Below are 23884 nucleotides of genomic sequence, written 5' to 3'. Positions count from 1 at the left end.
CCCGACAAGCGGGGGTTCGAAGAGGAGTTAATTTGCCTTAAGTGTATCAGGCGTTGGCGTCTTTGACTTCGCGGATGATGTCCTGGTACTCGCGCAATTTCTGCGGAGTCATCATACGGCGCTGATCGTCAAGCACTACACCGCCCACTTCATCGGCAATATGCTGCGCAGATTGCAGCATCAGCTTAAAGTTCTGCAGCTCGTCACCGTAAGACGGTACCTGCATAAAGATAGTGACACCCGGAGTAGTGAAATCCTTCATTTCAGGATCGAAGGTTCCCGGTTTCACCATATTCGCCAGGCTGAATAACGCCGGGCCGCTGCCATCCGGGCTAAGATGACGATGGTAAATGTTCATATCGCCAAAAATGAAGCCCGCTTGTTGAATGCTGTTAAGAAGCAGTTCACCGTTTAACTCGCTACCGTGATGCGCCGCGACGTTCATGATAATCACCGCTTCTTTGCGCTTCGGTTTATCCATAACTGGAGCCGGTTCCGCTACAGGCTCAGGCTGTGGTGCCGCTACAGGTTCTGCAGGCTGGAAAGCCTGTTGTGCCGGTTGCGGCGCTGAATGCACTGGCTGCGGCGCTGACGCGACCTGTGGCGCAACTGGCTGCTGCAACGGCTGTTCAGGCTGAGGCTGATAGGCAGGTTGCTGCACGGGTTGCTGCACCGGCTGCGTTGGACGCGGAGCATGTTGCGGCGGTACCTGCGCTTCAGGGGGCTGCTGGACCGGTTGACGCGGCTGCGCAGACGCATAAGGCGGTTGGTACTGGTGTTGCGGCGACGGACGAGCAGCCTCATGCTCCTGGGCGTTAGCCGGAGCATGATTTACGCGGTGAACACGAACCTCACCAACGCCCTCATCATCTTCGACATCCTCGTCATAAGAATCGTCGTCACGTTTTGACTTCATTCGTTTTAATGGCCGATCGCGGAACATAGAAGATCGTTCTTTACGGCTGGTCCAGAAACCATGTACCAGTAAAGCGATTATGGCGATCGCGCCAACAATGATTAATATCAGACGCAAATCCTGCATCATTATATTCTCTGTTGTTCTAACACCTTGCCACCACGGCAAACATTTACTCACTAAGAGTATTTGCCGATTACCTCAAGTGCAAGTGCACTATTAACTTTCACAGCACAAAGATAGATGAAATCGTGCTTTTTGCTGTTTTTTCGAACATATCCTAACTGTCCATTGCGCAATTACCCGGTAAAATACGCAGAATTTTCCTGGGATTGGTCAAAAGGAGCTCATCCTGATTATGGTTTCATCATTCACATCTGCCCCACGCAGCGGTTTTTACTATTTTGCGCAAGGCTGGAAGCTCGTCTCGCAACCTGGGATTCGGCGTTTTGTTATTTTACCGCTGTTGGTCAATATTTTGTTGATGGGGGGCGCATTCTGGTGGCTCTTTACGCAGCTCGATGTCTGGATCCCGACGCTCATGAGTTACGTTCCGGACTGGCTACAATGGCTGAGCTATGTGTTGTGGCCTCTGGCCGTCATCTCCGTGCTGTTAGTTTTTGGCTATTTTTTCTCCACGATTGCTAACTGGATTGCCGCTCCGTTTAATGGCTTGTTGGCAGAACAGCTGGAAGCACGATTGACTGGCGCTACGCCGCCAGATACCGGGATTTTCGGTATCATGAAAGATGTGCCGCGAATCATGAAACGCGAATGGCAAAAATTTGCCTGGTATCTGCCACGCGCAATTGTATTGCTAATTCTTTACTTCATCCCTGGCATTGGTCAAACCGTCGCGCCGGTACTGTGGTTCCTGTTTAGTGCCTGGATGTTAGCCATCCAGTATTGCGATTACCCCTTCGATAACCACAAAGTGCCGTTTAAAGAGATGCGCACCGCCCTGCGCACACGCAAAATCACCAATATGCAGTTTGGTGCTTTAACCAGCCTGTTTACGATGATCCCGCTGCTTAATCTGTTCATTATGCCCGTTGCCGTTTGTGGCGCGACGGCGATGTGGGTCGATTGCTATCGCGATAAACACGCGATGTGGCGGTAACAATCTACCGGTTATTTTGTAAAGCGCTTGTGTGAAACAGGGGTGGCTTATGCCGCCCCTTATTCCATCTTGCATGTCATTATTTCCCTTCTGCATATAGATATGCTAAATCCTTACTTCCGCATATTCTCTGAGCGGGTATGCTACCTGTTGTATCCCAATTTCATACAGTTAAGGACAGGCCATGAGTAAGATTTTTGAAGATAACTCGCTGACTATCGGTCACACGCCGCTGGTTCGCCTGAATCGCATCGGTAACGGACGCATTCTGGCGAAGGTGGAATCTCGTAACCCCAGCTTCAGCGTTAAGTGCCGTATCGGTGCCAATATGATTTGGGATGCCGAAAAGCGCGGCGTGCTGAAACCAGGCGTTGAACTGGTTGAACCAACCAGCGGTAATACCGGGATTGCACTGGCCTATGTGGCTGCCGCTCGCGGTTACAAACTCACCCTGACCATGCCAGAAACCATGAGTATTGAACGCCGCAAGCTGCTGAAAGCGTTAGGTGCAAACCTGGTGCTGACCGAAGGTGCTAAAGGCATGAAAGGCGCAATCCAAAAAGCAGAAGAAATTGTCGCCAGCAATCCAGAGAAATACCTACTGCTGCAACAATTCAGCAATCCGGCAAACCCTGAAATTCACGAAAAAACCACCGGTCCGGAGATCTGGGAAGATACCGACGGTCAGGTTGATGTATTTATTGCTGGTGTTGGGACTGGCGGTACGCTGACCGGCGTCAGCCGCTACATTAAAGGCACCAAAGGCAAGACCGATCTCATCTCTGTCGCCGTGGAGCCAACCGATTCTCCGGTTATCGCCCAGGCGCTGGCAGGTGAAGAGATTAAACCTGGCCCGCATAAAATTCAGGGGATTGGCGCTGGTTTTATCCCGGCTAACCTTGATCTCAAACTGGTCGATAAAGTCATTGGCATCACCAATGAAGAAGCTATTTCTACCGCGCGTCGTCTGATGGAAGAGGAAGGTATTCTTGCAGGTATCTCTTCTGGAGCGGCTGTTGCTGCAGCGTTGAAACTACAAGAAGATGAAAGCTTTACCAACAAGAATATTGTGGTTATTCTACCGTCATCGGGTGAGCGTTATTTAAGCACCGCATTGTTTGCCGATCTCTTCACTGAGAAAGAATTGCAACAGTAATGCCAGCTTGTTAAAAATGCGTAAAAAAGCACCTTTTCAGGTGCTTTTTTGTGGCCTGCTTCAAACTTTCGCCCCTCCTGGCATTGATTCAGCCTGTCGGAACTGGTATTTAACCAGACTAATTATTTTGATGCGCGAAATTAATCGTTACAGGAAAAGCCATAGCTGAATCGATTTTATGATTTGGTTCAATTCTTCCTTTAGCGGCATAATGTTTAATGACGTACGAAACGTCAGCGGTCAACACCCGCCAGCAAAGGACTGTATTGCGCTCTTCGTGCGTCGCGTCTGTTAAAAACTGGCGCTAACAATACAGGCTAAAGTCGAACCGCCAGGCTAGACTTTAGTTCCACAACACTAAACCTATAAGTTGGGGAAATACAATGTTCCAGCAAGAAGTTACCATTACCGCTCCGAACGGTCTGCACACCCGCCCTGCTGCCCAGTTTGTAAAAGAAGCTAAGGGCTTCACTTCTGAAATTACTGTGACTTCCAACGGCAAAAGCGCCAGCGCGAAAAGCCTGTTTAAACTGCAGACTCTGGGCCTGACTCAAGGTACCGTTGTGACTATCTCCGCAGAAGGCGAAGACGAACAGAAAGCGGTTGAACATCTGGTTAAACTGATGGCGGAACTCGAGTAATTTCCCGGGTTCTTTTAAAAATCAGTCACAAGTAAGGTAGGGTTATGATTTCAGGCATTTTAGCATCCCCGGGTATCGCTTTCGGTAAAGCTCTGCTTCTGAAAGAAGACGAAATTGTCATTGACCGGAAAAAAATTTCTGCCGACCAGGTTGATCAGGAAGTTGAACGTTTTCTGAGCGGTCGTGCCAAGGCATCAGCCCAGCTGGAAACGATCAAAACGAAAGCTGGTGAAACGTTCGGTGAAGAAAAAGAAGCCATCTTTGAAGGGCATATTATGCTGCTCGAAGATGAGGAGCTGGAGCAGGAAATCATAGCCCTGATTAAAGATAAGCACATGACAGCTGACGCAGCTGCTCATGAAGTTATCGAAGGTCAGGCTTCTGCCCTGGAAGAGCTGGATGATGAATACCTGAAAGAGCGTGCGGCTGACGTACGTGATATCGGTAAGCGCCTGCTGCGCAACATCCTGGGCCTGAAGATTATCGACCTGAGCGCCATTCAGGATGAAGTCATTCTGGTTGCCGCTGACCTGACGCCGTCCGAAACCGCACAGCTGAACCTGAAGAAGGTGCTGGGTTTCATCACCGACGCGGGTGGCCGTACTTCCCACACCTCTATCATGGCGCGTTCTCTGGAACTGCCTGCTATCGTGGGTACCGGTAGCGTCACCTCTCAGGTGAAAAATGACGACTATCTGATTCTGGATGCCGTAAATAATCAGGTTTACGTCAATCCAACCAACGAAGTTATTGATAAAATGCGCGCTGTTCAGGAGCAAGTGGCTTCTGAAAAAGCAGAGCTTGCTAAACTGAAAGATCTGCCAGCTATTACGCTGGACGGTCACCAGGTAGAAGTGTGCGCTAACATCGGTACGGTTCGTGACGTTGAAGGTGCTGAGCGTAACGGCGCTGAAGGCGTTGGTCTTTATCGTACTGAGTTCCTGTTCATGGACCGCGACGCGCTGCCCACTGAAGAAGAACAGTTTGCTGCTTACAAAGCAGTAGCTGAAGCGTGTGGCTCACAAGCGGTTATCGTTCGTACCATGGACATCGGCGGCGACAAAGAGCTGCCATACATGAACTTCCCGAAAGAAGAGAACCCGTTCCTCGGCTGGCGCGCTATCCGTATCGCGATGGATCGTAAAGAGATCCTGCGCGATCAGCTCCGCGCTATCCTGCGTGCCTCTGCTTTCGGTAAATTGCGCATCATGTTCCCGATGATCATCTCTGTTGAAGAAGTGCGTGCACTGCGCAAAGAGATCGAAATCTACAAACAGGAACTGCGCGACGAAGGTAAAGCGTTTGACGAGTCAATTGAAATCGGCGTAATGGTGGAAACACCGGCTGCCGCAACAATTGCACGTCATTTAGCCAAAGAAGTTGATTTCTTTAGTATCGGCACCAATGATTTAACGCAGTACACTCTGGCAGTTGACCGTGGTAATGATATGATTTCACACCTTTACCAGCCAATGTCACCGTCCGTGCTGAACTTGATCAAGCAAGTTATTGATGCTTCTCATGCTGAAGGCAAATGGACTGGCATGTGTGGTGAGCTTGCTGGCGATGAACGTGCTACACTTCTGTTGCTGGGGATGGGTCTGGACGAATTCTCTATGAGCGCCATTTCTATCCCGCGCATTAAGAAGATTATCCGTAACACGAACTTCGAAGATGCGAAGGTGTTAGCAGAGCAGGCTCTTGCTCAACCGACAACGGACGAGTTAATGACGCTGGTTAACAAGTTCATTGAAGAAAAAACAATCTGCTAATCCACGAGATGCGGCCCAATTTACTGCTTAGGAGAAGATCATGGGTTTGTTCGATAAACTGAAATCTCTGGTTTCCGACGACAAGAAGGATACCGGAACTATTGAGATCATTGCTCCGCTCTCTGGCGAGATCGTCAATATCGAAGACGTGCCGGATGTCGTTTTTGCGGAAAAAATCGTTGGTGATGGCATTGCTATCAAACCAACTGGAAACAAAATGGTCGCGCCTGTAGACGGCACCATTGGTAAAATCTTTGAGACCAACCACGCGTTCTCTATCGAATCTGATAGCGGCGTTGAACTGTTCGTCCACTTCGGTATCGACACCGTTGAACTGAAAGGCGAAGGCTTCAAGCGTATTGCTGAAGAAGGTCAGCGCGTGAAAGTTGGTGATACCGTGATTGAATTCGATCTCCCGCTGCTGGAAGAGAAAGCCAAGTCTACCCTGACTCCGGTTGTTATCTCCAACATGGACGAAATCAAAGAACTGATCAAACTGTCCGGTAGCGTGACTGTGGGTGAAACTCCGGTTATTCGCATCAAGAAATAATTCTTGCCGCAGTGAAAAATGGCGCCGATGGGCGCCATTTTTTTATGCTTCCGTCAGGGGCGGCAAAATCAATTCATCACTACCATGCTGCTGGGTATAGCGCATCACCTCCAGCACGCGTAATCCCGCGCTATGTACCGCGTCAGTTAATTCCTTACCTTTCAACAAGCCACTGATAAGCTGGGCGCAAAACAGATCGCCTGTTCCTTTAAGATCCGTCTTTACCCGAGAATGGGAAATGACATTCACGCTGTCGGCACTGACCACCACCACCTGCATCTCCTGATTTTCTTCGTTACCGGAGGCGCTGGTAATGACCACCCATTTTAAGGTGTCTGAAAGCAAACTTTTTGCTGCGGCAATGGCACTGTCGAGATCGCGGCAATCTTTACCGGTCAGGATTTCCAGCTCAAAGATATTAGGCGTAATACCCTGCGCCAGAGGCAGTAAATATTGTCGGTATGCCTCAGGAAGGTCAGGTTTGACATAAATTCCGCTATCAATATCGCCAATCACCGGATCGACCATAATCAATAAGTCAGGATGGTCTTTGCGTAGCGCAGTCAGCCACTCGGCAAGGATTTTGATTTGCGATGCCGTTCCCATATAGCCCGTGGTGACAGCGCGCAGCTGGCGCAGCGCATCACGCTCCTGAAGCGCACGCAAATAACCGCTAAACCATTCGTCCGGAATCGCACCACCGTAGAAAGTGTCATAATGCGGCGTATTGCTCAGCAATACCGTCGGCACGGCAAAGACATTCAGGCCGTTCTGTTTGATAGCAGGCACGGCAATGCTGTTGCCTACGCTGCCGTACACTACTTGCGACTGCACGGCGACGATATCCGCCTGCAATGCCCTGCTCTTATCGTTAAACAACAACAAACTACTCATTTAATTTTTTCTCCTTGCCGATGATCCTCATCGTATTCCAACCGAAACTTTACCTGATTCTGGCAGTCAAATCGGCTATCACAAAACAAGGATAAGGTAATTCAATGAAGAAAATCATTTGTCTGGTCATTACGCTGCTAATGACACTCCCCGCTTACGCGAAGTTAACCGCCCACGAAGAAGCCCGCATCAACGCCATGCTGGAGGGATTAGCACAGAAAAAGGATTTGATATTTGTGCGCAACGGCGATGAACATACCTGCGATGAAGCGGTTTCCCATTTGCGTCTGAAGCTGGGCAATACCCGTAATCGCATTGATACTGCTGAGCAATTTATTGATAAGGTTGCTTCGTCATCATCGATTAGCGGGAAGCCGTATATCGTGAAGATGCCCGGTAAGAGCGATGAAAACGCGCAACCTTTTTTACATGCGTTAATTGCGCAGACGGATAAAACGGTGCCTGCGGAAGGGAATTAATCCGCTTTGGCAAGGCATTTACAGGAGGTAACATGAAAAAATGCTTTATTTATAACGATGAAAAATCGAATAAATTTTGGTGGATAGATTACGAAGGGGATAGTTTAGCTATCAACTATGGCAAGGTAGGTAGTATTGGTAAATTCCAGACAAAAGAGTTCGATAATGAAGAACAGTGTCTGAAAGAAGCCAGTAAATTGATTGCCGCAAAAATGAAGAAAGGCTATCAAGAAGATCCAAACTTTAACTACATGGATCGCTACTATTTTGATGATGAAGAAATTGGGTTACATGTTAAAACGTCACACCCAAACTTCCAGTGCCATTTTACTGATCCACTTTATGTGTGTTGCTGGGATGAAGAATCTCCTTTTGGCAGCGATGAAGGTGCTGATGCTCTAAACGTTCTTGAAAATAGCCTGCGTAAAGAGCCGGATCTAGATTGTGCTGATTTCCCTCAAATGTTAATTGAAACTATCTGGGGTATGAAATATATCGCTATGGAAAGTATTCTTGAAGAGGATATTCGTGCGCAATTACTAGCCGATGAAATGAGCACTATCCAGAGCAATATGATTACCTACGCAACTGCATTCGGTCAGATTAAAGTCATGGGTAAAATCTCCCATAAACTTAAAAAGATGGGACTCAATGCACTAGCCCGTCATCAGCTTACCGCAAAAATTCTTCAATGGGGTGATGGTCAGGACTCACCAATACTTCAAAAAATGATTGATGACCTTACTACGTTTCCACACGAAAATTAAAAACTGCATTTGTCTGCAGCAACAACTGCCGACAAAGCAGATTATTGACAAAGTGCACTTTGTTTATGCCAGATGCAGCGTAAACGCCTTATTCGGCCTACAAAATATTGCTAATTCAATATATTACAGGAACCTTGTAGGCCTGATAAGCGTAGCGCATCAGGCAGTTTTGCGTTTGTCATCAGCCTCCAATGCTATTAATCCTTAAATGCCCGCCCCCTGACTAAAGTGCTCTTCCCCAAACACCCCGGTAGAAAGGTAGCGATCGCCACGATCGCAGATGATCGCTACCACCACTGCACCAGGGTTGGCTTTTGCCACCCGCAGTGCTCCGGCAACCGCGCCGCCGGAACTTACACCGCAGAAAATCCCTTCCCGCACTGCCAGTTCGCGCATGGTGTTTTCCGCATCACGCTGATGAATATCCAGCACCTCATCCACCAGCGAAGCGTTGAAGATGCCTGGCAGATATTCCTCAGGCCAGCGACGAATGCCGGGAATGCTGCTGCCCTCTTCCGGCTGCAGACCAACAATGGTCACCAGTTTGGATTGCTCGCGCATAAAGCGCGACACGCCGGTAATCGTACCGGTCGTCCCCATGCTGGAGACAAAATGGGTAATGCGACCGCCGGTTTGCTGCCAGATTTCCGGCCCGGTGGTGGTGTAATGCGCATAAGGATTATCGGGATTATTAAACTGATCGAGCAGCTTGCCTTCGCCACGATTCGCCATCTCCAGCGCCAGATCGCGCGCACCTTCCATGCCCTGCTCTTTGGTGACCAGAATCAGCTCCGCACCGTAGGCACGCATCGCCGCGCGACGCTCCTGGCTCATGTTATCGGGCATCAGCAATTTCATGCGATAGCCTTTTAGCGCAGCGATCATTGCCAGCGCAATCCCGGTGTTACCACTGGTGGCTTCGATTAACACATCACCCGGTTTAATTTCCCCGCGCTTTTCCGCCTCGACGATCATCGAAAGCGCCGCACGATCTTTCACCGAACCGGCCGGATTATTGCCTTCCAGCTTTAACCACACTTCACTGCCGTTATCCGGCCCCATTCGTTGTAATTTCACCAGAGGCGTATTGCCTATTGTTTGTTCTAATGTACTCACGATTTCTGTCCATACGTGGTGTTGCCTGATGCGACGTTTACGCGTCTTATCAGGCCTACAGGTTACAAAACCTTGCCATTAAAAAGCCCGGATCGCGGGAAGCGCCTCCGGGCGTTTAACATTCACTCAACCTATCAGGCGCTTTGTGCGAGAGCAAGTTCCTCATCGCGGGTTTCAATACGCTCGTCGCCGTTATACAGCCGCGCATGTTGCAGCCCGACGAACAAACGATCGCCGCGCACCGGCGCATCATCACCACGCATTACCACGGTGAGCGGATCTTCATACCACCCCAGCGGCTGCACGACTAATTGGGTGTAGTGACCTTTCGGGCTGGCTTCCAGCACCTGCACCGGCAGCGGCGAATCGAGGCTGGTGCGGCGGCTGATATCCACTTCCCACGGGCGCAGGAAGAGATCCACCGGCCCCTGATACGCAGGGGTGTATCCCAGCGGCCAGCGGTGCGCACCAACGTGGAACTGCCCACCGCGAATCGTTCCCTGCAAGCGGTTCACTTCGCCCATAAACTCCAGCACAAAACGGGTCGCCGGCTCGCGCCAGACCTGATCCGGTTCATCGGCCTGTTCGATATTGCCCTGGCTCATGACCACCACGCGGTTGGCGACTTCCATCGCTTCTTCCTGGTCGTGGGTCACGAACACGCTGGTGAATTTCAGCTCTTCATGCAACTGACGCAGCCAACGACGCAGCTCTTTACGCACCTGCGCATCCAGCGCGCCAAACGGTTCATCAAGCAGCAGAATTTGCGGTTCGACAGCCAGCGCCCGCGCCAGCGCCACACGCTGTTTCTGGCCGCCGGAAAGCTGGGCCGGATAACGATCCGCCAGATGCGCAAGCTGCACCATTTCCAGCAATTTTGTCACTTTCGCTTTGATGGCTGCGGCATTCGGGCGCTCGCGACGCGGCAGCACCGTCAGGCCGAAGGCGATATTGTCGAACACCGTCATATGGCGAAACAGGGCGTAATGCTGAAACACGAAACCGACTTTACGATCGCGCGCGTGAAGGCGGCTGACGTCGGTGCCGTGGAAACGAATATGCCCGCTGGTTTGATGCTCCAGCCCGGCGATAATCCGCAGCAGCGTGGTTTTCCCGGAACCGGACGGCCCCAGCAATGCGACCATCTGACCAGAAGGAATATCCAGTGAGATATCGTTCAGCACCTGGGTGCGACCAAACGACTTCTTAATATTGGCAATCTCAATGCTCATGATGCTCCTCCTGTTGCGCGCGTTTTTCCTGATTCTCCAGGCGCCACTGCAACATACTCTTTAAAAACAGGGTGATAATCGCCATCAGCGTCAACAGCGCCGCGGCGGTAAAGGAGCCGACGGTGTTGTAGTCCTGCTCCAGCAATTCAATCTGTAACGGCAGCGAAAGTGTTTCGCCGCGAATCGAGCCGGAAACCACCGACACCGCACCAAACTCGCCAATCGCGCGGGCGTTGGTCAGCACCACGCCATAAAGCAGCGCCCAGCGGATGTTCGGCAGCGTGACGCGCCGGAACATCTGCCAGCCAGACGCGCCAAGCAAAATCGCCGCTTCGTCTTCCTGGCTGCCCTGACTTAACATCACTGGCACCAGCTCGCGCACCACAAACGGACAGGTCACGAAGATGGTGACCAGCACCATTCCCGGCCAGGAGAACATAATTTGCAGATTATGTTCATCCAGCCAGCCGCCGAGCGGGCCATTAGAGCCGTAGAACAGCAGATAGACCAGACCGGCAACCACCGGGGACACGGCAAACGGAATATCCAGCAGCGTCAGCAATAACTGGCGTCCGGGGAAGTTAAAGCGCGTCACCAGCCACGCCAGCAGAATCCCGAACACCAGGTTTACCGGGACGGCAATCAGCGCAATCATCACCGTTAGCCAGATGGCATGTAGCATGTCCGGATCGGCCAGATTCTGTAAAACTGGCATCAGCCCTTTGCTGAATGCCTGCACGAAGATGTAAATCATCGGCACCAGCAGGATGAACGCCGAAACCAGCATCCCGATGCCAATCAGGAACCATTTGCCCCAGTTAATCGGGCGCGCGTCATAACGCTTCAACTGTGTCACTTCCGCCATTAATGACCTACCACACGCCGACCAAAGCGACTTTGCAGAGTGTTAATTGAGAACAGCAGCAGCAGTGACGCCGCGAGGATCACCGAAGCAATTGCGCTCGCCGCCGGGTAATCAAACTCCTGTAAGCGAACAAAAATCATCAGCGACGTCACTTCCGTCTTCCAGGCGATGTTCCCGGCGATAAAAATCACCGCACCAAACTCACCGAGACTACGGGTAAACGACAGCGCCACGCCCGCCACCAGCGCCGGAGAAAGTTCCGGCAGCACCACTTTGCAGAAACTCTGCCAGCGCGTTGCGCCGAGCGTTTCTGCGGCTTCTTCATATTCCGGGCCTAACTCCTCCAGCACCGGCTGCACGGTACGCACCACAAACGGAATACTGGTAAAGGCCATCGCCACCGCGATACCAAGCCACGTATAGGTGACTTTGATATCAAACTTCGCCAGCCACTCGCCGTAAAAACCGTTCACGGAAAAGAGCGAGGCCAGCGTTAAACCTGCTACCGCCGTTGGTAGCGCAAACGGTAAATCCATCAGCGCATCAAGCAGCGTGCGGCCCGGAAAGCGGTAGCGGGTTAAAATCCACGCCATCAGCAGGCCGAAAACGCCGTTAAAAATCGATGCCACAAACGCCGACAGCAGCGTCACTTTATAGGCCGCGACCACCTGCGGGTTGGTGATCACCTCCCAATACTGCGCCCAGCTCATCTGAGCCAGTTGCATCACCAGTGCGGAAAGCGGCAGCAGCAAAATCAGGCACACAAACAGCAGACTGGTGCCGAGGCTTAAGGTAAAGCCCGGCAGCACGCGTCTGGAAGAAACTGCAAACATTAGTTACGCCCCGCCGCTAACAGCTTGTCTAACTCGCCGCCGCTGTTGAAGTGGGTTTTCATCACTTCCGGCCAGGAGCCAAATTTATCTTCCACGCGAAACAACTCGGTCTGCGGGAATTTGTCTTTCAGTTTGTCCATGACTTCCGGGTTATTCACGCGGTAGTAATAATCGGTAATGATCGTTTGCGCCTGTGGGCTGTAGAGCCAGTTCAGGTAAGCTTTTGCCGCTTTTTCCGTGCCGTTGGCCTGCACGTTTTTATCGACCCACGCCACCGGGAATTCCGCCAGAATGTTGGTTTTCGGAATCACCACTTCAAAGCCCTGCGCTTCATACTGCTTGCGGATGTTGTTCACTTCCGATTCGAAGCTAATCAGCACATCGCCCAGCCCGCGCTCGGCAAAAGTAGTGGTCGCGCCACGACCGCCGGTATCGAACACTTCCACGTTTTTCAGGAACTGAGTCATAAACTGTTCGGTTTTGGCTTTGTCGCCTCCGTCGGCTTTATCCGCTGCGCCCCACGCGGCTAGATAGGTGTAACGCGCGTTACCGGAGGTTTTTGGGTTCGGGAAAATCAGCTTCACGTCGGAGCGCACCAGATCGTTCCAGTCGTGGATATTCTTCGGGTTGCCCTTACGCACCAGGAAGCCCATGGTGGAGTAAAATGGCGAGCTGTTATTCGGCAGACGCGACTGCCAGTCAGCCGGGATCAGCTTGCCTTTATCATGCAGGATCTGCACGTCGGTCACCTGGTTATAAGTGACAACGTCCGCTTTTAAGCCCTGCAAAATCGCCAGCGCCTGTTTTGATGACCCGGCATGAGATTGTTTTATCGTCAGTTTATCGCCGCCGTTGTCTTTGGCCCATTGTTGCTCAAACGGCGGATTCAGGGCAGCAAACAGCTCGCGGGAGACATCATAAGAACTGTTCAGCAGTTCCGTTGCCTGTACATGGCCCGCCAGCAGCAGAGAAGCGACCAGCGCGAGTGAGTTCTTTTTCAGTAAGTTAACGGCCATTGCGCACCCTTATTAATTAAATGACTTTCTATTAGTCATCATATTTATAACGGACGTGAAAGGAGTAACGGTTTTATATACCGTTTGGTGATTTGGAAGTTGAAAAGGGAATAAGAACTTGGTTCAACAGGCGTAATTGTTGCAGTCAGTTTGGACACGAACAGCGCGGAGAAACCGGAGCGTACACATAGTACGTGAGGATTTCGAGCACTGCCCGGGGCCAAAATGACAAATAAAATAGCCTGGTGAACTTAGTTCAAGACGAAATCCTCCCCACACATGCAGGGAGGAAACAGAGGTGAATCAGATGCCGACGCTAACCGTCTCCGGCAGTGTGCTGCCGCCATCAATCACATTCTGTGTACCGGTTAAATAGCTGGATTCATCGGATGCGAGGAAGGCCGCCAGTTCGCCAACTTCCAGCGGATCGGCGAGGCGACGCAACGGGATTGCTTTCGCCATTTCAGTCAGCACCGATTCCGGATCCTCCGGGTTCGACTGACGCGCGATGCTTTCCGCCATTGGCGTGCGAACATATCCTGGGCAGATGGCGTTAACGCGAATACCAGACTGCGCGTACTCCACCGCCAGCGATTTAGTCAGGCCAACAATCGCCGCTTTCGTTAAGGCATACGCCGTTTCGCCCGGATCGGCCACCATATCGCCAGTGACCGAAGACATCATCACAATGCGACCATCTTTGCGAGCAATCATCTCCGGCAGCACCGCCTTTGTGACGTTCCATACGCCTTTTATATTGATATCAATATGGAAATCGCGATCTTCATCGCTCATATCGAGGAAACTGCCCAGACGACAAACGCCTGCGTTATTCACCAGGATATCAATGCGCCCTTCTTTTTCCTTTGCGCGCTTGATAGCTGCGGCTACCGATGCCGGGTCACGCACATCGGCGACAACCGCCGTACAGCGATGACCACGACCACACAGTTCGTCCGCCAGCTTTTCGATCTCAGGGGAGATATCCAGCAAGATTAGGTTTGCGCCATGACGCGCAAAAGTTCTGGCAATTCCTTCGCCAATTCCCTGCAATGCGCCCGTAATCAGTGCTGTCTTGCCCGTGAGTTTACCCATTTTAATGCTCTCCTTGTTAATACAGAGCGTTACACTCCATTCCCTCTGAAAATACAGGATAAACAAAATATTGCTGCGGATCAGCTCACTAATTCAGGAAAATCTCAATCCAGTCGCTGCTTTATACATCATTTCAGGCGTTGTGTTAGCTCACTGCTGCGCTCAATCATTTTCAATGACTCGACATCATTAAGTTGTACCAGCCCAACAAACAGTAAATCGGTAACCGAATTTTGCGCCGTGCGGGTGGACATCGACGAGCTACGCCATTCGGTTTCACCAGAAACGGTATCGAGGGTGAAATGTGCCAACCGCCGCAGCGGAGAGTCAGTCAGTGAAGTAATGGCAATCACCGTTGCCCCCTGCTTTCGCGCTGCCTCGGCGCATAGCAAAATCTCTTTTTTACTGCCGCTGTAAGAGATAGCGATTTGTACATCACCTTTTTTCAACGCCTGGGAAACGGTAGCTTGTACGTGCGTGTCGGCCTCACAGGCCACGCGATAGCCAATTTTCATCAGTTTGAATGAAAGATCGCGCCCCACCAGCGCCGACCCGCCCAGGCCTGTTATCTGGATAAACGGCGCTTTATTGATGACCTCAATGATTTTTTGCAGCCGCGCGTAATCGAGTAACGCGCAGGTTTGTTCCAGTGCCAGCTCTTTTTCGCGATTCAGTTTGCGGGCAATCACTTCCAGCGAATCGTCACTGGTAATCGAACTGTGCAAGTGCAGCGCCGTGGCATTCGTTTTCTCCCGGCTGGCACTGTATTCGCCAATCAACGCCATACGCAATTCAGTAAATCCTTGCGCGCCGAGCTTCTGGGCAAACTTCACAATACTCGACTGGCTGATGCCGAGCTGTTTCGCCATCTTGCGCGAAGAGACGGATTTCAGCTCACTCACTTTGGCCTGCAGAAAGTCAGCTATTTTTTGCTCGTTCTCGGTAAATTCACTTTCTGCATTGCGTATTTTCGTCAGGTACAACATCTTCCACTCTCCTGGGCTGGCAGCAAAAATTCCGCTTAAGTTCTTATGACGCTCTTCACACTCTGCGAGTGTAGACTCAATGATTCCTTTAAGTCTGTCAATTCGGGATATATGATTCCATCCATCTGCAATTATTTGATCGTAAATAGTAAGGTCACCACCGATGCAACTTGAAAAGATGATTACCGAAGGCTCGAACGCCGCTTCGGCTGAAATTGACCGCGTATCAACGCTGGAAATGTGCCGGATTATCAACAATGAAGATAAAACCGTACCACTTGCCGTTGAGCGTGTACTGCCGGATATCGCCGCAGCGATCGATGTTATCCACGCCCAGGTAAGCGGCGGCGGTCGACTGATTTACATCGGTGCGGGGACTTCCGGTCGTCTGGGTATTCTTGATGCCAGCGAATGTCCGCCGACCTACGGCGTCAAACCGGGCCTGGTGGTTGGTTTGATTGCTGGCGGTGAATATGCCATTCAGCACGCGGTGGAAGGCGCAGAAGATAGCCGGGAAGGTGGCGTTAACGATCTAAAAAATATCGGCTTAACCACACAGGATGTAGTGGTTGGTATTGCTGCCAGCGGTCGCACACCGTATGTGATTGCCGGGCTGGAATACGCACGCCAACTCGGTTGCCGCACAGTGGGCATTTCCTGTAATCCGGGGAGCGCCGTTTCAACCACCGCTGAGTTTGCTATTACTCCGGTGGTTGGTGCCGAAGTGGTTACCGGTTCTTCGCGAATGAAAGCAGGCACAGCGCAGAAACTGGTGCTCAATATGCTCTCTACCGGGCTGATGATTAAATCCGGCAAAGTGTTCGGCAACCTGATGGTCGATGTGGTCGCCACCAACGAAAAATTGCATGTGCGCCAGGTCAATATCGTTAAAAACGCCACCGGATGTAACGCCGAACAAGCGGAAGCGGCGTTAATTGCCTGCGAGCGCAACTGCAAAACGGCCATTGTGATGGTGCTGAAAAATCTCGATGCCGCAGAAGCTAAAAAACGCCTGGATCAACACGGCGGCTTTATTCGTCAGGTTTTAGACAAGGAATAACCCATGGCCAAAGAGATCAGCAGTGAACTTCTGAACACCATCCTTACCCGTGTCGGCGGACCGGGGAATATCGCCAGTTGTGGTAACTGTATGACGCGCCTGCGTCTGGGTGTACATGACAGTTCACTGGTTGATCCCAATATCAAAACGCTGGAAGGCGTGAAGGGCGTCATTTTGACCAGCGATCAGGTACAGGTCGTTTTTGGACCAGGTAAAGCGCATCGTGCCGCCAAAGCGATGAGCGAACTGCTGGGCGAAGCCCCGGTACAGGATGCCGCAGAAATCGCCGCTCAGAATAAACGCCAGTTAAAAGCCAAACAGACCTCCGGCGTGCAACAGTTTCTTGCCAAATTCGCCACTATCTTCACGCCGCTGATCCCCGGTTTTATTGCTGCGGGTCTGTTGCTGGGGATAGCGACGTTAATTGCCACCGTGATGCACGTTCCGGCAGATGCTCAGGGAACGCTACCTGATGCGTTGAATTTTATGAAGGTGTTCAGCAAAGGTTTGTTCACTTTCCTGGTGATTCTGGTGGGCTATAACGCTGCCCAGGCATTTGGCGGCACGGGCGTCAATGGCGCAATTATCGCCGCGCTCTTTTTGCTCGGTTATAACCCTGCTGCCACCACCGGTTACTACGCCGGTTTTCATGATTTCTTCGGTCTGCCCATCGATCCGCGTGGCAATATTATCGGCGTGTTGATTGCCGCCTGGGCCTGCGCCCGCATCGAAGGCATGGTGCGCCGCTTTATGCCAGACGATCTCGACATGCTGTTGACCTCGTTAATCACTCTGCTGATCACCGCCACGCTAGCGTATTTGATCATTATGCCGCTGGGTGGCTGGTTATTCGAAGGCATGTCGTGGCTGTTTATGCACCTGAACAGTAATCCGCTCGGTTGTGCAGTTTTAGCAGGGCTATTCCTGATCGCCGTGGTGTTTGGCGTGCATCAGGGCTTTATTCCTGTTTACCTGGCGTTAATGGACAGCCAGGGATTCAACAGCCTGTTCCCCATCCTTTCAATGGCAGGCGCGGGCCAGGTGGGTGCGGCGCTGGCGCTCTACTGGCGGGCGCAACCGCACAGTGCATTACGCAGTCAGGTCCGCGGGGCAATTATTCCCGGTCTGTTGGGCGTTGGCGAACCGTTGATTTACGGCGTCACCCTACCCCGCATGAAACCGTTTGTTACCGCCTGTCTAGGCGGCGCGGCGGGCGGTTTGTTTATCGGCCTGATAGCCTGGTGGGGTCTGCCGATGGGCTTAAACAGCGCCTTTGGGCCGTCTGGCCTGGTGGCGCTGCCGCTGATGACATCCGCGCAAGGCATCCTTCCGGCAATGGCGGTTTACGCTGGCGGGATTCTGGTGGCATGGGTTTGTGGGTTTATTTTCACCACACTCTTTGGCTGCCGTAACGTCAATCTGGACTGATTATGAAACGGACAATGCTCTATTTTTCTCTGCTGGCTGTCAGCTGTAGCGTCAGCGCCGCAAAATACCCTGTTCTGACAGAAAGTTCGCCAGAGAAAGCAGGGTTCAACGTGGAACGGCTTAACCAGATGGATCGCTGGATTAGCCAGCAAGTTGATGCCGGTTATCCCGGCGTTAACCTGCTGATCATTAAAGATAATCAGATTGTGTATCGCAAAGCCTGGGGCGCGGCGAAAAAGTACGATGGCAGCGTGCTAATGGCGCAGCCTGTTAAAGCTACCACCGAGACGCTGTATGACCTGGCCTCAAACACTAAGATGTACGCCACAAACTTTGCTCTGCAAAAGCTGATGAGCGAAGGCAAGCTGCATCCTGACGATCGGATTGCGAAATATATTCCAGGGTTTGCCGACAGCCCGAACGATGCGATCAAAGGCAAAAACACGCTGCGGATTTCTGATCTGCTGCATCACAGCGGCGGTTTCCCGGCGGACCCGCAATATCCGAATAAAGCGGTCGCGGGCGCGTTATATTCCCAGGATAAAGGCCAGACGCTGGAGATGATCAAGCGCACGCCGCTGGAATATCAGCCCGGCAGCAAACATATCTACAGCGATGTCGATTATATGCTGCTTGGATTTATCGTCGAGTCAGTTACTGGTCAGCCGCTTGACCGCTATGTTGAAGAGTCGATTTATCGCCCGCTCGGCCTGACGCATACGGTGTTTAATCCGCTGCTGAAAGGCTTTAAACCACAGCAAATTGCCGCCACGGAACTGAACGGCAATACCCGCGATGGCGTGATTCACTTCCCGAATATCCGCACCTCCACTCTCTGGGGTCAGGTGCACGATGAAAAAGCATTCTATTCGATGGGCGGCGTTTCCGGGCACGCAGGTTTGTTTTCCAATACCGGTGATATTGCGGTGTTAATGCAAACGATGCTGAACGGCGGCGGCTATGGTGATGTGACGCTGTTCAGTGCGGAAACGGTTAAGATGTTCACCACCAGCTCAAAGGAAGACGCCACTTTTGGCCTCGGCTGGCGCGTGAATGGTAATGCCACCATGACGCCGACGTTTGGCACGTTGGCAAGCCCGCAAACCTACGGTCACACGGGCTGGACCGGGACGGTGACCGTTATCGATCCGGCCAATCATATGGCGATTGTGATGTTAAGCAACAAGCCACATTCGCCAGTTGCCGATCCACAAAAGAATCCCAATATGTTCGAAAGCGGTCAGTTACCGATTGCAACTTATGGTTGGGTGGTGGATCAGGTGTATGCGGCGTTAAAGCAGAAGTAATAAAAAGACCAGCCAGTTGTGTTACTGGCTGGCCTTTAATCATTGAATCAGAAGCGCTTACAGCGCCATCAGTTTGTCCAGCGACGGCGCGAAATAATAGCCGCCAGTGACTGGTTTGGTGAAACGCAACATCGCATCACGCTTACCATCGGTATCGCCAAACATACTCAGCAGTTGCTGCTCAATGTTATGTAAACGCGCGCAGTAGGCACAGAAATACAGACCGTGCGTGCCGCTGGCAGTGCCGTATGGCAGGCTCTGGCGAACAATCTTCAGTCCTTTGCCATCTTCTTTCAGATCAACGCGGGTCAGGTGAGAGGTTTCCGGACGCTCGTCGCCGTCGATCTCTTCGTTATCTTCTTTGGTGCGCCCGATCATCATCTCCTGATCGTGAACGCTCATCCGGTTGAGCTGCTTCAGGTTGTGCTCCCAACGCTGCACAAATACATAGCTGCCGCCCGCATCCACGCCGTCTTTGATAACCGCCACTTCGCGGCGCGTCTCTTCACCCGCCGGGTTTTCAGTACCGTCAACGAAGCCGCTCAGGTCACGCTCTTCAACCCAACGGAAGCCGTGAATCTCTTCTTTCACTTCAATGCAGTCACCAAAGGCTTCCATCGCCGCCTGAGCGACAGAGAAGTTTACGTCATGACGCAGAGAAAGAATGTGGATCAACACATCGAACTGGGTCGTCGGCGCAAGGCCTTTACCGTAGCCCGGAAAATCTTTCAGCTCTTCGGCCCCAACGCCGCCGCTCAGAGCACGCCAGGTGTTGTTACCAAAGGCAACTACCGCACCAAGATGCGCGTCCGGGAATTTCGCTTCAAAAGTTGCCAGTTTGTCGGCAAATGTTTTACTGGCCGCACGCAGGGCGTCAACTTCCCCTTTAACGTTGGCTTCGATCCAAATCGCCGCGCGGCAATGTTCTGGCAAAATGCCACTCTGAACCTGAGACATTGTTCCTCCTGAAAATAAGAATGCCACGCAATCCGTGGCATTGTTGGGCGCTATTTTACGTGTTTTTTTGCGGCGGCGGTTTGTTCAGACGCAAATTAACGCCGCCAGATAATTTTACTGACTTTCCAGTTTTTCAAGGTATCGTCCGAAGGCATTAACCCTTCAGGACCACTCCATTCCCCGCTGAACTGGTAGCTAATATGTTGACTGCCTTCAGCTTTACATTCGACGGCACGATTATCATCACCATCAGCTTTTTGGCAATTGCCAAATGCTTTGCTGTAAAGGTCGCTAAACGGTGTACCGATTTTAACACCGGTGTCAGCAGGAATATCGCTATCCAGCACATCAATGCGGCTGATCGTGCCCTGATCGCCGTTAATTACCATCGCCACGTTGTCGCCTTTCATCACTTCAAAAAAGCGCACCACGTTGCCGTTCGCGGTTTTCATTCCGCTGCGCAGGCGATAATCACCATCAAGCGCATCGGCAATAGCTTGTTCTTGCAGTGGTGTGGACGCCGTTAATTCACCCACGCCCTGCTCGCTCACTTTGGTGGACGACCCAAACCAGTTCCACGGATTAGCGGCAGACCAGTTAACTGACGACATCGTTGAACAGCCGGTCAGCATCAACGGCATAGCGCATAACATTAAACGCAGCGATTTCATGTCACTTCCTTTGGTTATTCAATAACGTTGCTTGGAGTGCAAATTCACCAAAAAGTGCCGTTATTCTTTTTCTTCATTAAAACAAGCGCGTAAACGTCGATTGGTCAAAAGCCAAATTAACGCCACAATATCCGCCACTACCAGCGCCAGACCGATACCGCTAACGGATTCACCGTTCAGCCACAGCCACGGTTGCCAGCAAAGTAAAACCACCTGCGCCAACAGCAACAGAAAATAGAGCACATGCCAGATACGGGGAAATGAAGCCCGCCGACCACTCAGCAAAAACGCCAGCACCGCCGGAATACCGGGAATCAACCCCAGCCAGAAATTATCGTGATCGGGATAAAACAGATTTAGCAGCGCAGTACCCTGCTCGCGCGACGCACCGGCAATGACAAACAGCACCCAGGTTCGCGCCTGAAGCAATAGCACAAGCCAGAAGAGCAAGGGTAAACGCAGGCGACCGTGCGCATCATAATGGACAGGATGAAACTCAGTACTCTTCATCTTCAATCAAACGCTTACCCAGACTCAGCACGTCGGCGTGTTCATATCCCAGGCGTTCATACATTCCGAGCACCATGTCGTTATCTTCCGGCACGTTGATCTGAATTTTCGGGCAGCCGCGAGCAATCAGCTTTTTCTCCAGCCGATTAAGCAACGCATTAGCAATCCCACGCCCACGAAACTCTGGATGCACGCCAAGATAATAAGCAGACCCGCGATGCCCGTCATAACCGCCCATCACCGTTCCGACCACTTCACCGTTTACCTCAGCGACCAGAAACAAACTGACGTCATGGTTCATCTTACGCTCGATGTCCATTTCCGGATCGTTCCACGGACGCAGCAAGTCGCAACGCTCCCAAAGGGTGATGACCTCTTCGAAATCTTCCTGGCGAAATACGCGTATCTCCATGGTATTCGTTACCTTTTTGCGGGTTAAAAGGCTGATTATGGCGTGAACGGTCGAATTAGCCAATATCTGACGAAAATCGGTTGAAAAAGTGGCATAATGGGGAGTTGTCAACTATTGAAATGAAAAGTAAAACAATTCTCAACAGCAAACGGTCGTAACGGATTACGCGATACGATATAACATCTGGAACTTTATTATTACAACTCAGGCCGTATGAGCACTTTTAAACCACTAAAAACACTCACTTCGCGCCGCCAGGTGCTGAAAGCCGGATTGGCTGCCCTGACGTTGTCAGGAATGTCGCAAGCCATCGCCAAAGAAGAACCTTTAAAAACCAGTAACGGACACAGTAAGCCGAAAGCCAAAAAAAGTGGCGGCAAACGTGTCGTTGTTCTCGATCCAGGCCACGGCGGAATTGATACCGGAGCGATTGGTCGCAATGGATCGAAAGAAAAACATGTGGTGCTGGCGATTGCCAAAAACGTCCGTTCCATATTGCGTAATCATGGCATTGATGCGCGTTTAACGCGTTCTGGCGATACGTTTATCCCGCTGTACGATCGCGTTGAAATCGCCCATAAACATGGCGCTGACCTGTTTATGTCAATTCACGCCGACGGCTTTACTAACCCGAAAGCTGCCGGTGCTTCGGTATTTGCTCTCTCTAACCGCGGCGCAAGTAGCGCAATGGCGAAATACCTGTCTGAACGCGAAAACCGCGCTGATGAAGTTGCCGGTAAAAAAGCGACTGACAAGGATCACCTATTGCAGCAAGTGCTGTTTGATCTGGTGCAAACCGATACCATTAAAAACAGCCTGACGCTTGGCTCGCATATTCTGAAAAAGATTAAGCCGGTGCATAAGCTGCACAGTCGCAATACCGAACAAGCCGCGTTTGTAGTGTTGAAATCGCCATCTGTTCCTTCGGTGCTGGTGGAAACTTCTTTTATCACCAACCCGGAAGAAGAGCGGCTGTTAGGCACGGCGGCATTTCGCCAGAAAATCGCCACAGCCATTGCCGAAGGCGTGATCAGTTATTTCCACTGGTTCGACAACCAGAAAGCACATTCGAAAAAGCGATAAGTGATGAAACCCGACGCACACCAGGTTAAACAGTTCCTGCTCAACCTTCAGGATACAATTTGTCAGCAGTTGACCGCTGTCGATGGCGCAGAGTTTGTCGAAGATAGCTGGCAGCGCGAAGCTGGCGGCGGCGGACGTAGCCGGGTGTTGCGTAATGGTGGTGTTTTCGAACAGGCGGGCGTCAACTTTTCACATGTCCACGGTGAGGCGATGCCTGCTTCCGCCACTGCTCATCGCCCGGAACTTGCCGGACGAAGTTTCGAAGCGATGGGCGTTTCGCTGGTAGTGCATCCGCATAACCCGTACGTTCCCACCAGCCACGCGAATGTGCGCTTTTTTATTGCCGAAAAACCGGGTGCCGATCCCGTCTGGTGGTTTGGCGGTGGATTCGACTTAACCCCTTTCTATGGCTTTGAAGACGATGCTATTCACTGGCACCGCACCGCCCGTGACCTGTGCCAGCCATTTGGCGAAGACGTTTATCCGCGTTACAAAAAGTGGTGCGACGAATACTTCTACCTCAAACATCGTAACGAACAACGCGGTATTGGCGGGCTGTTCTTTGATGACCTGAACACGCCAGACTTTGATCACTGTTTCGCCTTTATGCAGGCGGTAGGTCACGGCTACACTGACGCTTATTTACCGATTGTTGAACGACGCAAAGCGATGGAATACGGCGAGCGCGAGCGCAATTTCCAGCTCTACCGTCGCGGTCGCTATGTCGAGTTCAACCTGGTCTGGGATCGCGGAACGCTGTTTGGCCTGCAAACTGGCGGGCGCACCGAGTCTATCCTGATGTCAATGCCGCCACTGGTACGCTGGGAATATGATTATCAGCCAGAAGCAGGCAGCCCGGAAGCGGCGTTAAGTGAGTTTATTAAGGTCAAGGATTGGATTTAATATCATGAAAATAAAAGAAAAATAACCCTATGTTTGTGGCTTGAAATTAATTCTGTTTAATTTGTGTGCCATAGTGACACCCTAATATCTAATAATAATCTCTTTCGACTTAATA

General features: G+C 51.4%; 25 protein-coding genes. 12 read left to right on the top strand and 13 right to left on the bottom strand.

Translation table 11 applies throughout. The features are described from left to right. Positions 1 to 46: 46 nt before the first annotated feature. Positions 47 to 1045: a cell division protein ZipA gene (gene zipA / locus ATB02_RS09815; RefSeq protein ID WP_105271489.1), complete on the bottom strand. Its 999-nt coding sequence runs from the start codon at positions 1043 to 1045 to the stop codon at positions 47 to 49. Between the two features lie 229 nt (positions 1046 to 1274). On the opposite strand from zipA, the gene cysZ reads away from it, so the two are divergent. The 5 genes from cysZ (at position 1275) to crr (ending at position 6155) form a co-directional block, all read left to right on the top strand. After that, the gene (gene cysZ, locus ATB02_RS09810) at positions 1275 to 2036 is read left to right on the top strand and encodes a sulfate transporter CysZ (RefSeq protein ID WP_105271488.1); all 762 of its coding nucleotides are present in this window, start codon (positions 1275 to 1277) and stop codon (positions 2034 to 2036) included. A 184-nt stretch (positions 2037 to 2220) separates the two neighbouring features. Beyond that, entirely contained in the window at positions 2221 to 3192 is a 972-nt protein-coding gene (gene cysK, locus ATB02_RS09805) for a cysteine synthase A (protein ID WP_000034402.1), read from the top strand. Between the two features lie 383 nt (positions 3193 to 3575). Next, positions 3576 to 3833: a phosphocarrier protein Hpr gene (ptsH, locus tag ATB02_RS09800; RefSeq protein WP_000487600.1), complete on the top strand. Its 258-nt coding sequence runs from the start codon at positions 3576 to 3578 to the stop codon at positions 3831 to 3833. Positions 3834 to 3877: 44 nt separating this feature from the next. After that, the gene (ptsI, locus tag ATB02_RS09795; protein ID WP_000623136.1) at positions 3878 to 5605 is read left to right on the top strand and encodes a phosphoenolpyruvate-protein phosphotransferase PtsI; all 1728 of its coding nucleotides are present in this window, start codon (positions 3878 to 3880) and stop codon (positions 5603 to 5605) included. 40 nt (positions 5606 to 5645) lie between these two features. Next, entirely contained in the window at positions 5646 to 6155 is a 510-nt protein-coding gene (crr, locus tag ATB02_RS09790; RefSeq protein WP_000522247.1) for a PTS glucose transporter subunit IIA, read from the top strand. Positions 6156 to 6197: 42 nt separating this feature from the next. Here crr and pdxK read toward each other — a convergent pair whose 3' ends face one another. Then, entirely contained in the window at positions 6198 to 7049 is an 852-nt protein-coding gene (gene pdxK / locus ATB02_RS09785; RefSeq protein WP_000096641.1) for a pyridoxine/pyridoxal/pyridoxamine kinase, read from the bottom strand. Positions 7050 to 7153: 104 nt separating this feature from the next. Here pdxK and ATB02_RS09780 point away from each other — a divergent pair, with 104 nt between their 5' ends. Together ATB02_RS09780 and ATB02_RS09775 are read left to right on the top strand one after the other, a co-directional pair. Continuing rightward, positions 7154 to 7528: a YfeK family protein gene (locus tag ATB02_RS09780; RefSeq protein WP_105271487.1), complete on the top strand. Its 375-nt coding sequence runs from the start codon at positions 7154 to 7156 to the stop codon at positions 7526 to 7528. Positions 7529 to 7560: 32 nt separating this feature from the next. Further along, positions 7561 to 8295 (top strand): WGR domain-containing protein, encoded by a 735-nt coding sequence (locus tag ATB02_RS09775; RefSeq protein WP_000710497.1) that lies wholly within the window; start codon positions 7561 to 7563, stop codon positions 8293 to 8295. A gap of 204 nt (positions 8296 to 8499) precedes the next feature. Here ATB02_RS09775 and cysM read toward each other — a convergent pair whose 3' ends face one another. The 7 genes from cysM to murR form a co-directional block, all read right to left on the bottom strand. Continuing rightward, positions 8500 to 9411 (bottom strand): cysteine synthase B, encoded by a 912-nt coding sequence (cysM, locus tag ATB02_RS09765; protein WP_105271485.1) that lies wholly within the window; start codon positions 9409 to 9411, stop codon positions 8500 to 8502. Positions 9412 to 9545: 134 nt separating this feature from the next. Continuing rightward, positions 9546 to 10643, bottom strand: coding sequence for a sulfate/thiosulfate ABC transporter ATP-binding protein CysA (gene cysA / locus ATB02_RS09760; protein WP_000021028.1), 1098 nt, complete (start codon positions 10641 to 10643; stop codon positions 9546 to 9548). Next, positions 10633 to 11508 carry a sulfate/thiosulfate ABC transporter permease CysW gene (gene cysW, locus ATB02_RS09755; RefSeq protein WP_000852686.1) on the bottom strand — a complete coding sequence of 292 codons (876 nt, stop codon included), beginning with the start codon at positions 11506 to 11508 and terminating at the stop codon, positions 10633 to 10635. Before cysW ends, cysA begins: the two co-directional genes overlap by 11 nt. Further along, on the bottom strand, positions 11508 to 12341 hold the full coding sequence (cysT, locus tag ATB02_RS09750; protein WP_000458406.1) for a sulfate/thiosulfate ABC transporter permease CysT: 834 nt from the start codon (positions 12339 to 12341) through the stop codon (positions 11508 to 11510). The genes cysW and cysT overlap by 1 nt, the downstream gene beginning before the upstream one ends. Beyond that, the gene (gene cysP, locus ATB02_RS09745; protein WP_000290221.1) at positions 12341 to 13357 is read right to left on the bottom strand and encodes a thiosulfate/sulfate ABC transporter substrate-binding protein CysP; all 1017 of its coding nucleotides are present in this window, start codon (positions 13355 to 13357) and stop codon (positions 12341 to 12343) included. The genes cysT and cysP overlap by 1 nt, the downstream gene beginning before the upstream one ends. Before the next feature lie 303 nt (positions 13358 to 13660). Continuing rightward, a complete protein-coding gene (gene ucpA / locus ATB02_RS09735) occupies positions 13661 to 14452 on the bottom strand; it encodes an SDR family oxidoreductase UcpA (protein ID WP_000517442.1) in 792 nt (263 codons plus the stop codon). 128 nt (positions 14453 to 14580) lie between these two features. Next, a complete protein-coding gene (gene murR / locus ATB02_RS09730; protein WP_105271484.1) occupies positions 14581 to 15438 on the bottom strand; it encodes an HTH-type transcriptional regulator MurR in 858 nt (285 codons plus the stop codon). A 163-nt stretch (positions 15439 to 15601) separates the two neighbouring features. Between murR and murQ the strand changes: the two genes are divergently transcribed. From murQ to pbp4b, 3 genes are read left to right on the top strand one after another with little or no spacing between them, the layout of a single operon-like run. Continuing rightward, entirely contained in the window at positions 15602 to 16498 is an 897-nt protein-coding gene (murQ, locus tag ATB02_RS09725; protein ID WP_032184831.1) for an N-acetylmuramic acid 6-phosphate etherase, read from the top strand. Positions 16499 to 16501: 3 nt separating this feature from the next. Further along, positions 16502 to 17926: a PTS N-acetylmuramic acid transporter subunit IIBC gene (gene murP / locus ATB02_RS09720; protein WP_001040487.1), complete on the top strand. Its 1425-nt coding sequence runs from the start codon at positions 16502 to 16504 to the stop codon at positions 17924 to 17926. A 2-nt stretch (positions 17927 to 17928) separates the two neighbouring features. Further along, entirely contained in the window at positions 17929 to 19233 is a 1305-nt protein-coding gene (gene pbp4b / locus ATB02_RS09715; protein ID WP_105271483.1) for a penicillin binding protein PBP4B, read from the top strand. Between the two features lie 57 nt (positions 19234 to 19290). Here the strand turns inward: pbp4b and yfeX are convergent, their stop codons facing one another. From yfeX to ATB02_RS09695, 4 genes are all read right to left on the bottom strand, one after another. Continuing rightward, positions 19291 to 20190: a porphyrinogen peroxidase gene (gene yfeX, locus ATB02_RS09710; protein WP_001295462.1), complete on the bottom strand. Its 900-nt coding sequence runs from the start codon at positions 20188 to 20190 to the stop codon at positions 19291 to 19293. A gap of 95 nt (positions 20191 to 20285) precedes the next feature. Beyond that, positions 20286 to 20861: an RpoE-regulated lipoprotein gene (locus ATB02_RS09705; RefSeq protein ID WP_000838945.1), complete on the bottom strand. Its 576-nt coding sequence runs from the start codon at positions 20859 to 20861 to the stop codon at positions 20286 to 20288. A 60-nt stretch (positions 20862 to 20921) separates the two neighbouring features. Beyond that, on the bottom strand, positions 20922 to 21371 hold the full coding sequence (locus ATB02_RS09700) for a DUF2919 domain-containing protein (RefSeq protein WP_001296281.1): 450 nt from the start codon (positions 21369 to 21371) through the stop codon (positions 20922 to 20924). Then, the gene (locus ATB02_RS09695) at positions 21358 to 21783 is read right to left on the bottom strand and encodes a GNAT family acetyltransferase (RefSeq protein WP_000406000.1); all 426 of its coding nucleotides are present in this window, start codon (positions 21781 to 21783) and stop codon (positions 21358 to 21360) included. The genes ATB02_RS09700 and ATB02_RS09695 overlap by 14 nt, the downstream gene beginning before the upstream one ends. A 213-nt stretch (positions 21784 to 21996) precedes the next feature. Between ATB02_RS09695 and amiA the strand changes: the two genes are divergently transcribed. Continuing rightward, positions 21997 to 22866: an N-acetylmuramoyl-L-alanine amidase AmiA gene (gene amiA, locus ATB02_RS09690; protein WP_097483046.1), complete on the top strand. Its 870-nt coding sequence runs from the start codon at positions 21997 to 21999 to the stop codon at positions 22864 to 22866. A gap of 3 nt (positions 22867 to 22869) precedes the next feature. Further along, entirely contained in the window at positions 22870 to 23769 is a 900-nt protein-coding gene (gene hemF, locus ATB02_RS09685) for an oxygen-dependent coproporphyrinogen oxidase (RefSeq protein WP_105271482.1), read from the top strand. Positions 23770 to 23884: the final 115 nt, after the last annotated feature.

This window comes from Escherichia sp. MOD1-EC5189 (assembly GCF_002966045.1).
In the GTDB taxonomy this organism is placed as follows: domain Bacteria; phylum Pseudomonadota; class Gammaproteobacteria; order Enterobacterales; family Enterobacteriaceae; genus Escherichia; species Escherichia coli_F.
This window is presented reverse-complemented; position numbering and strand designations above follow the sequence as displayed.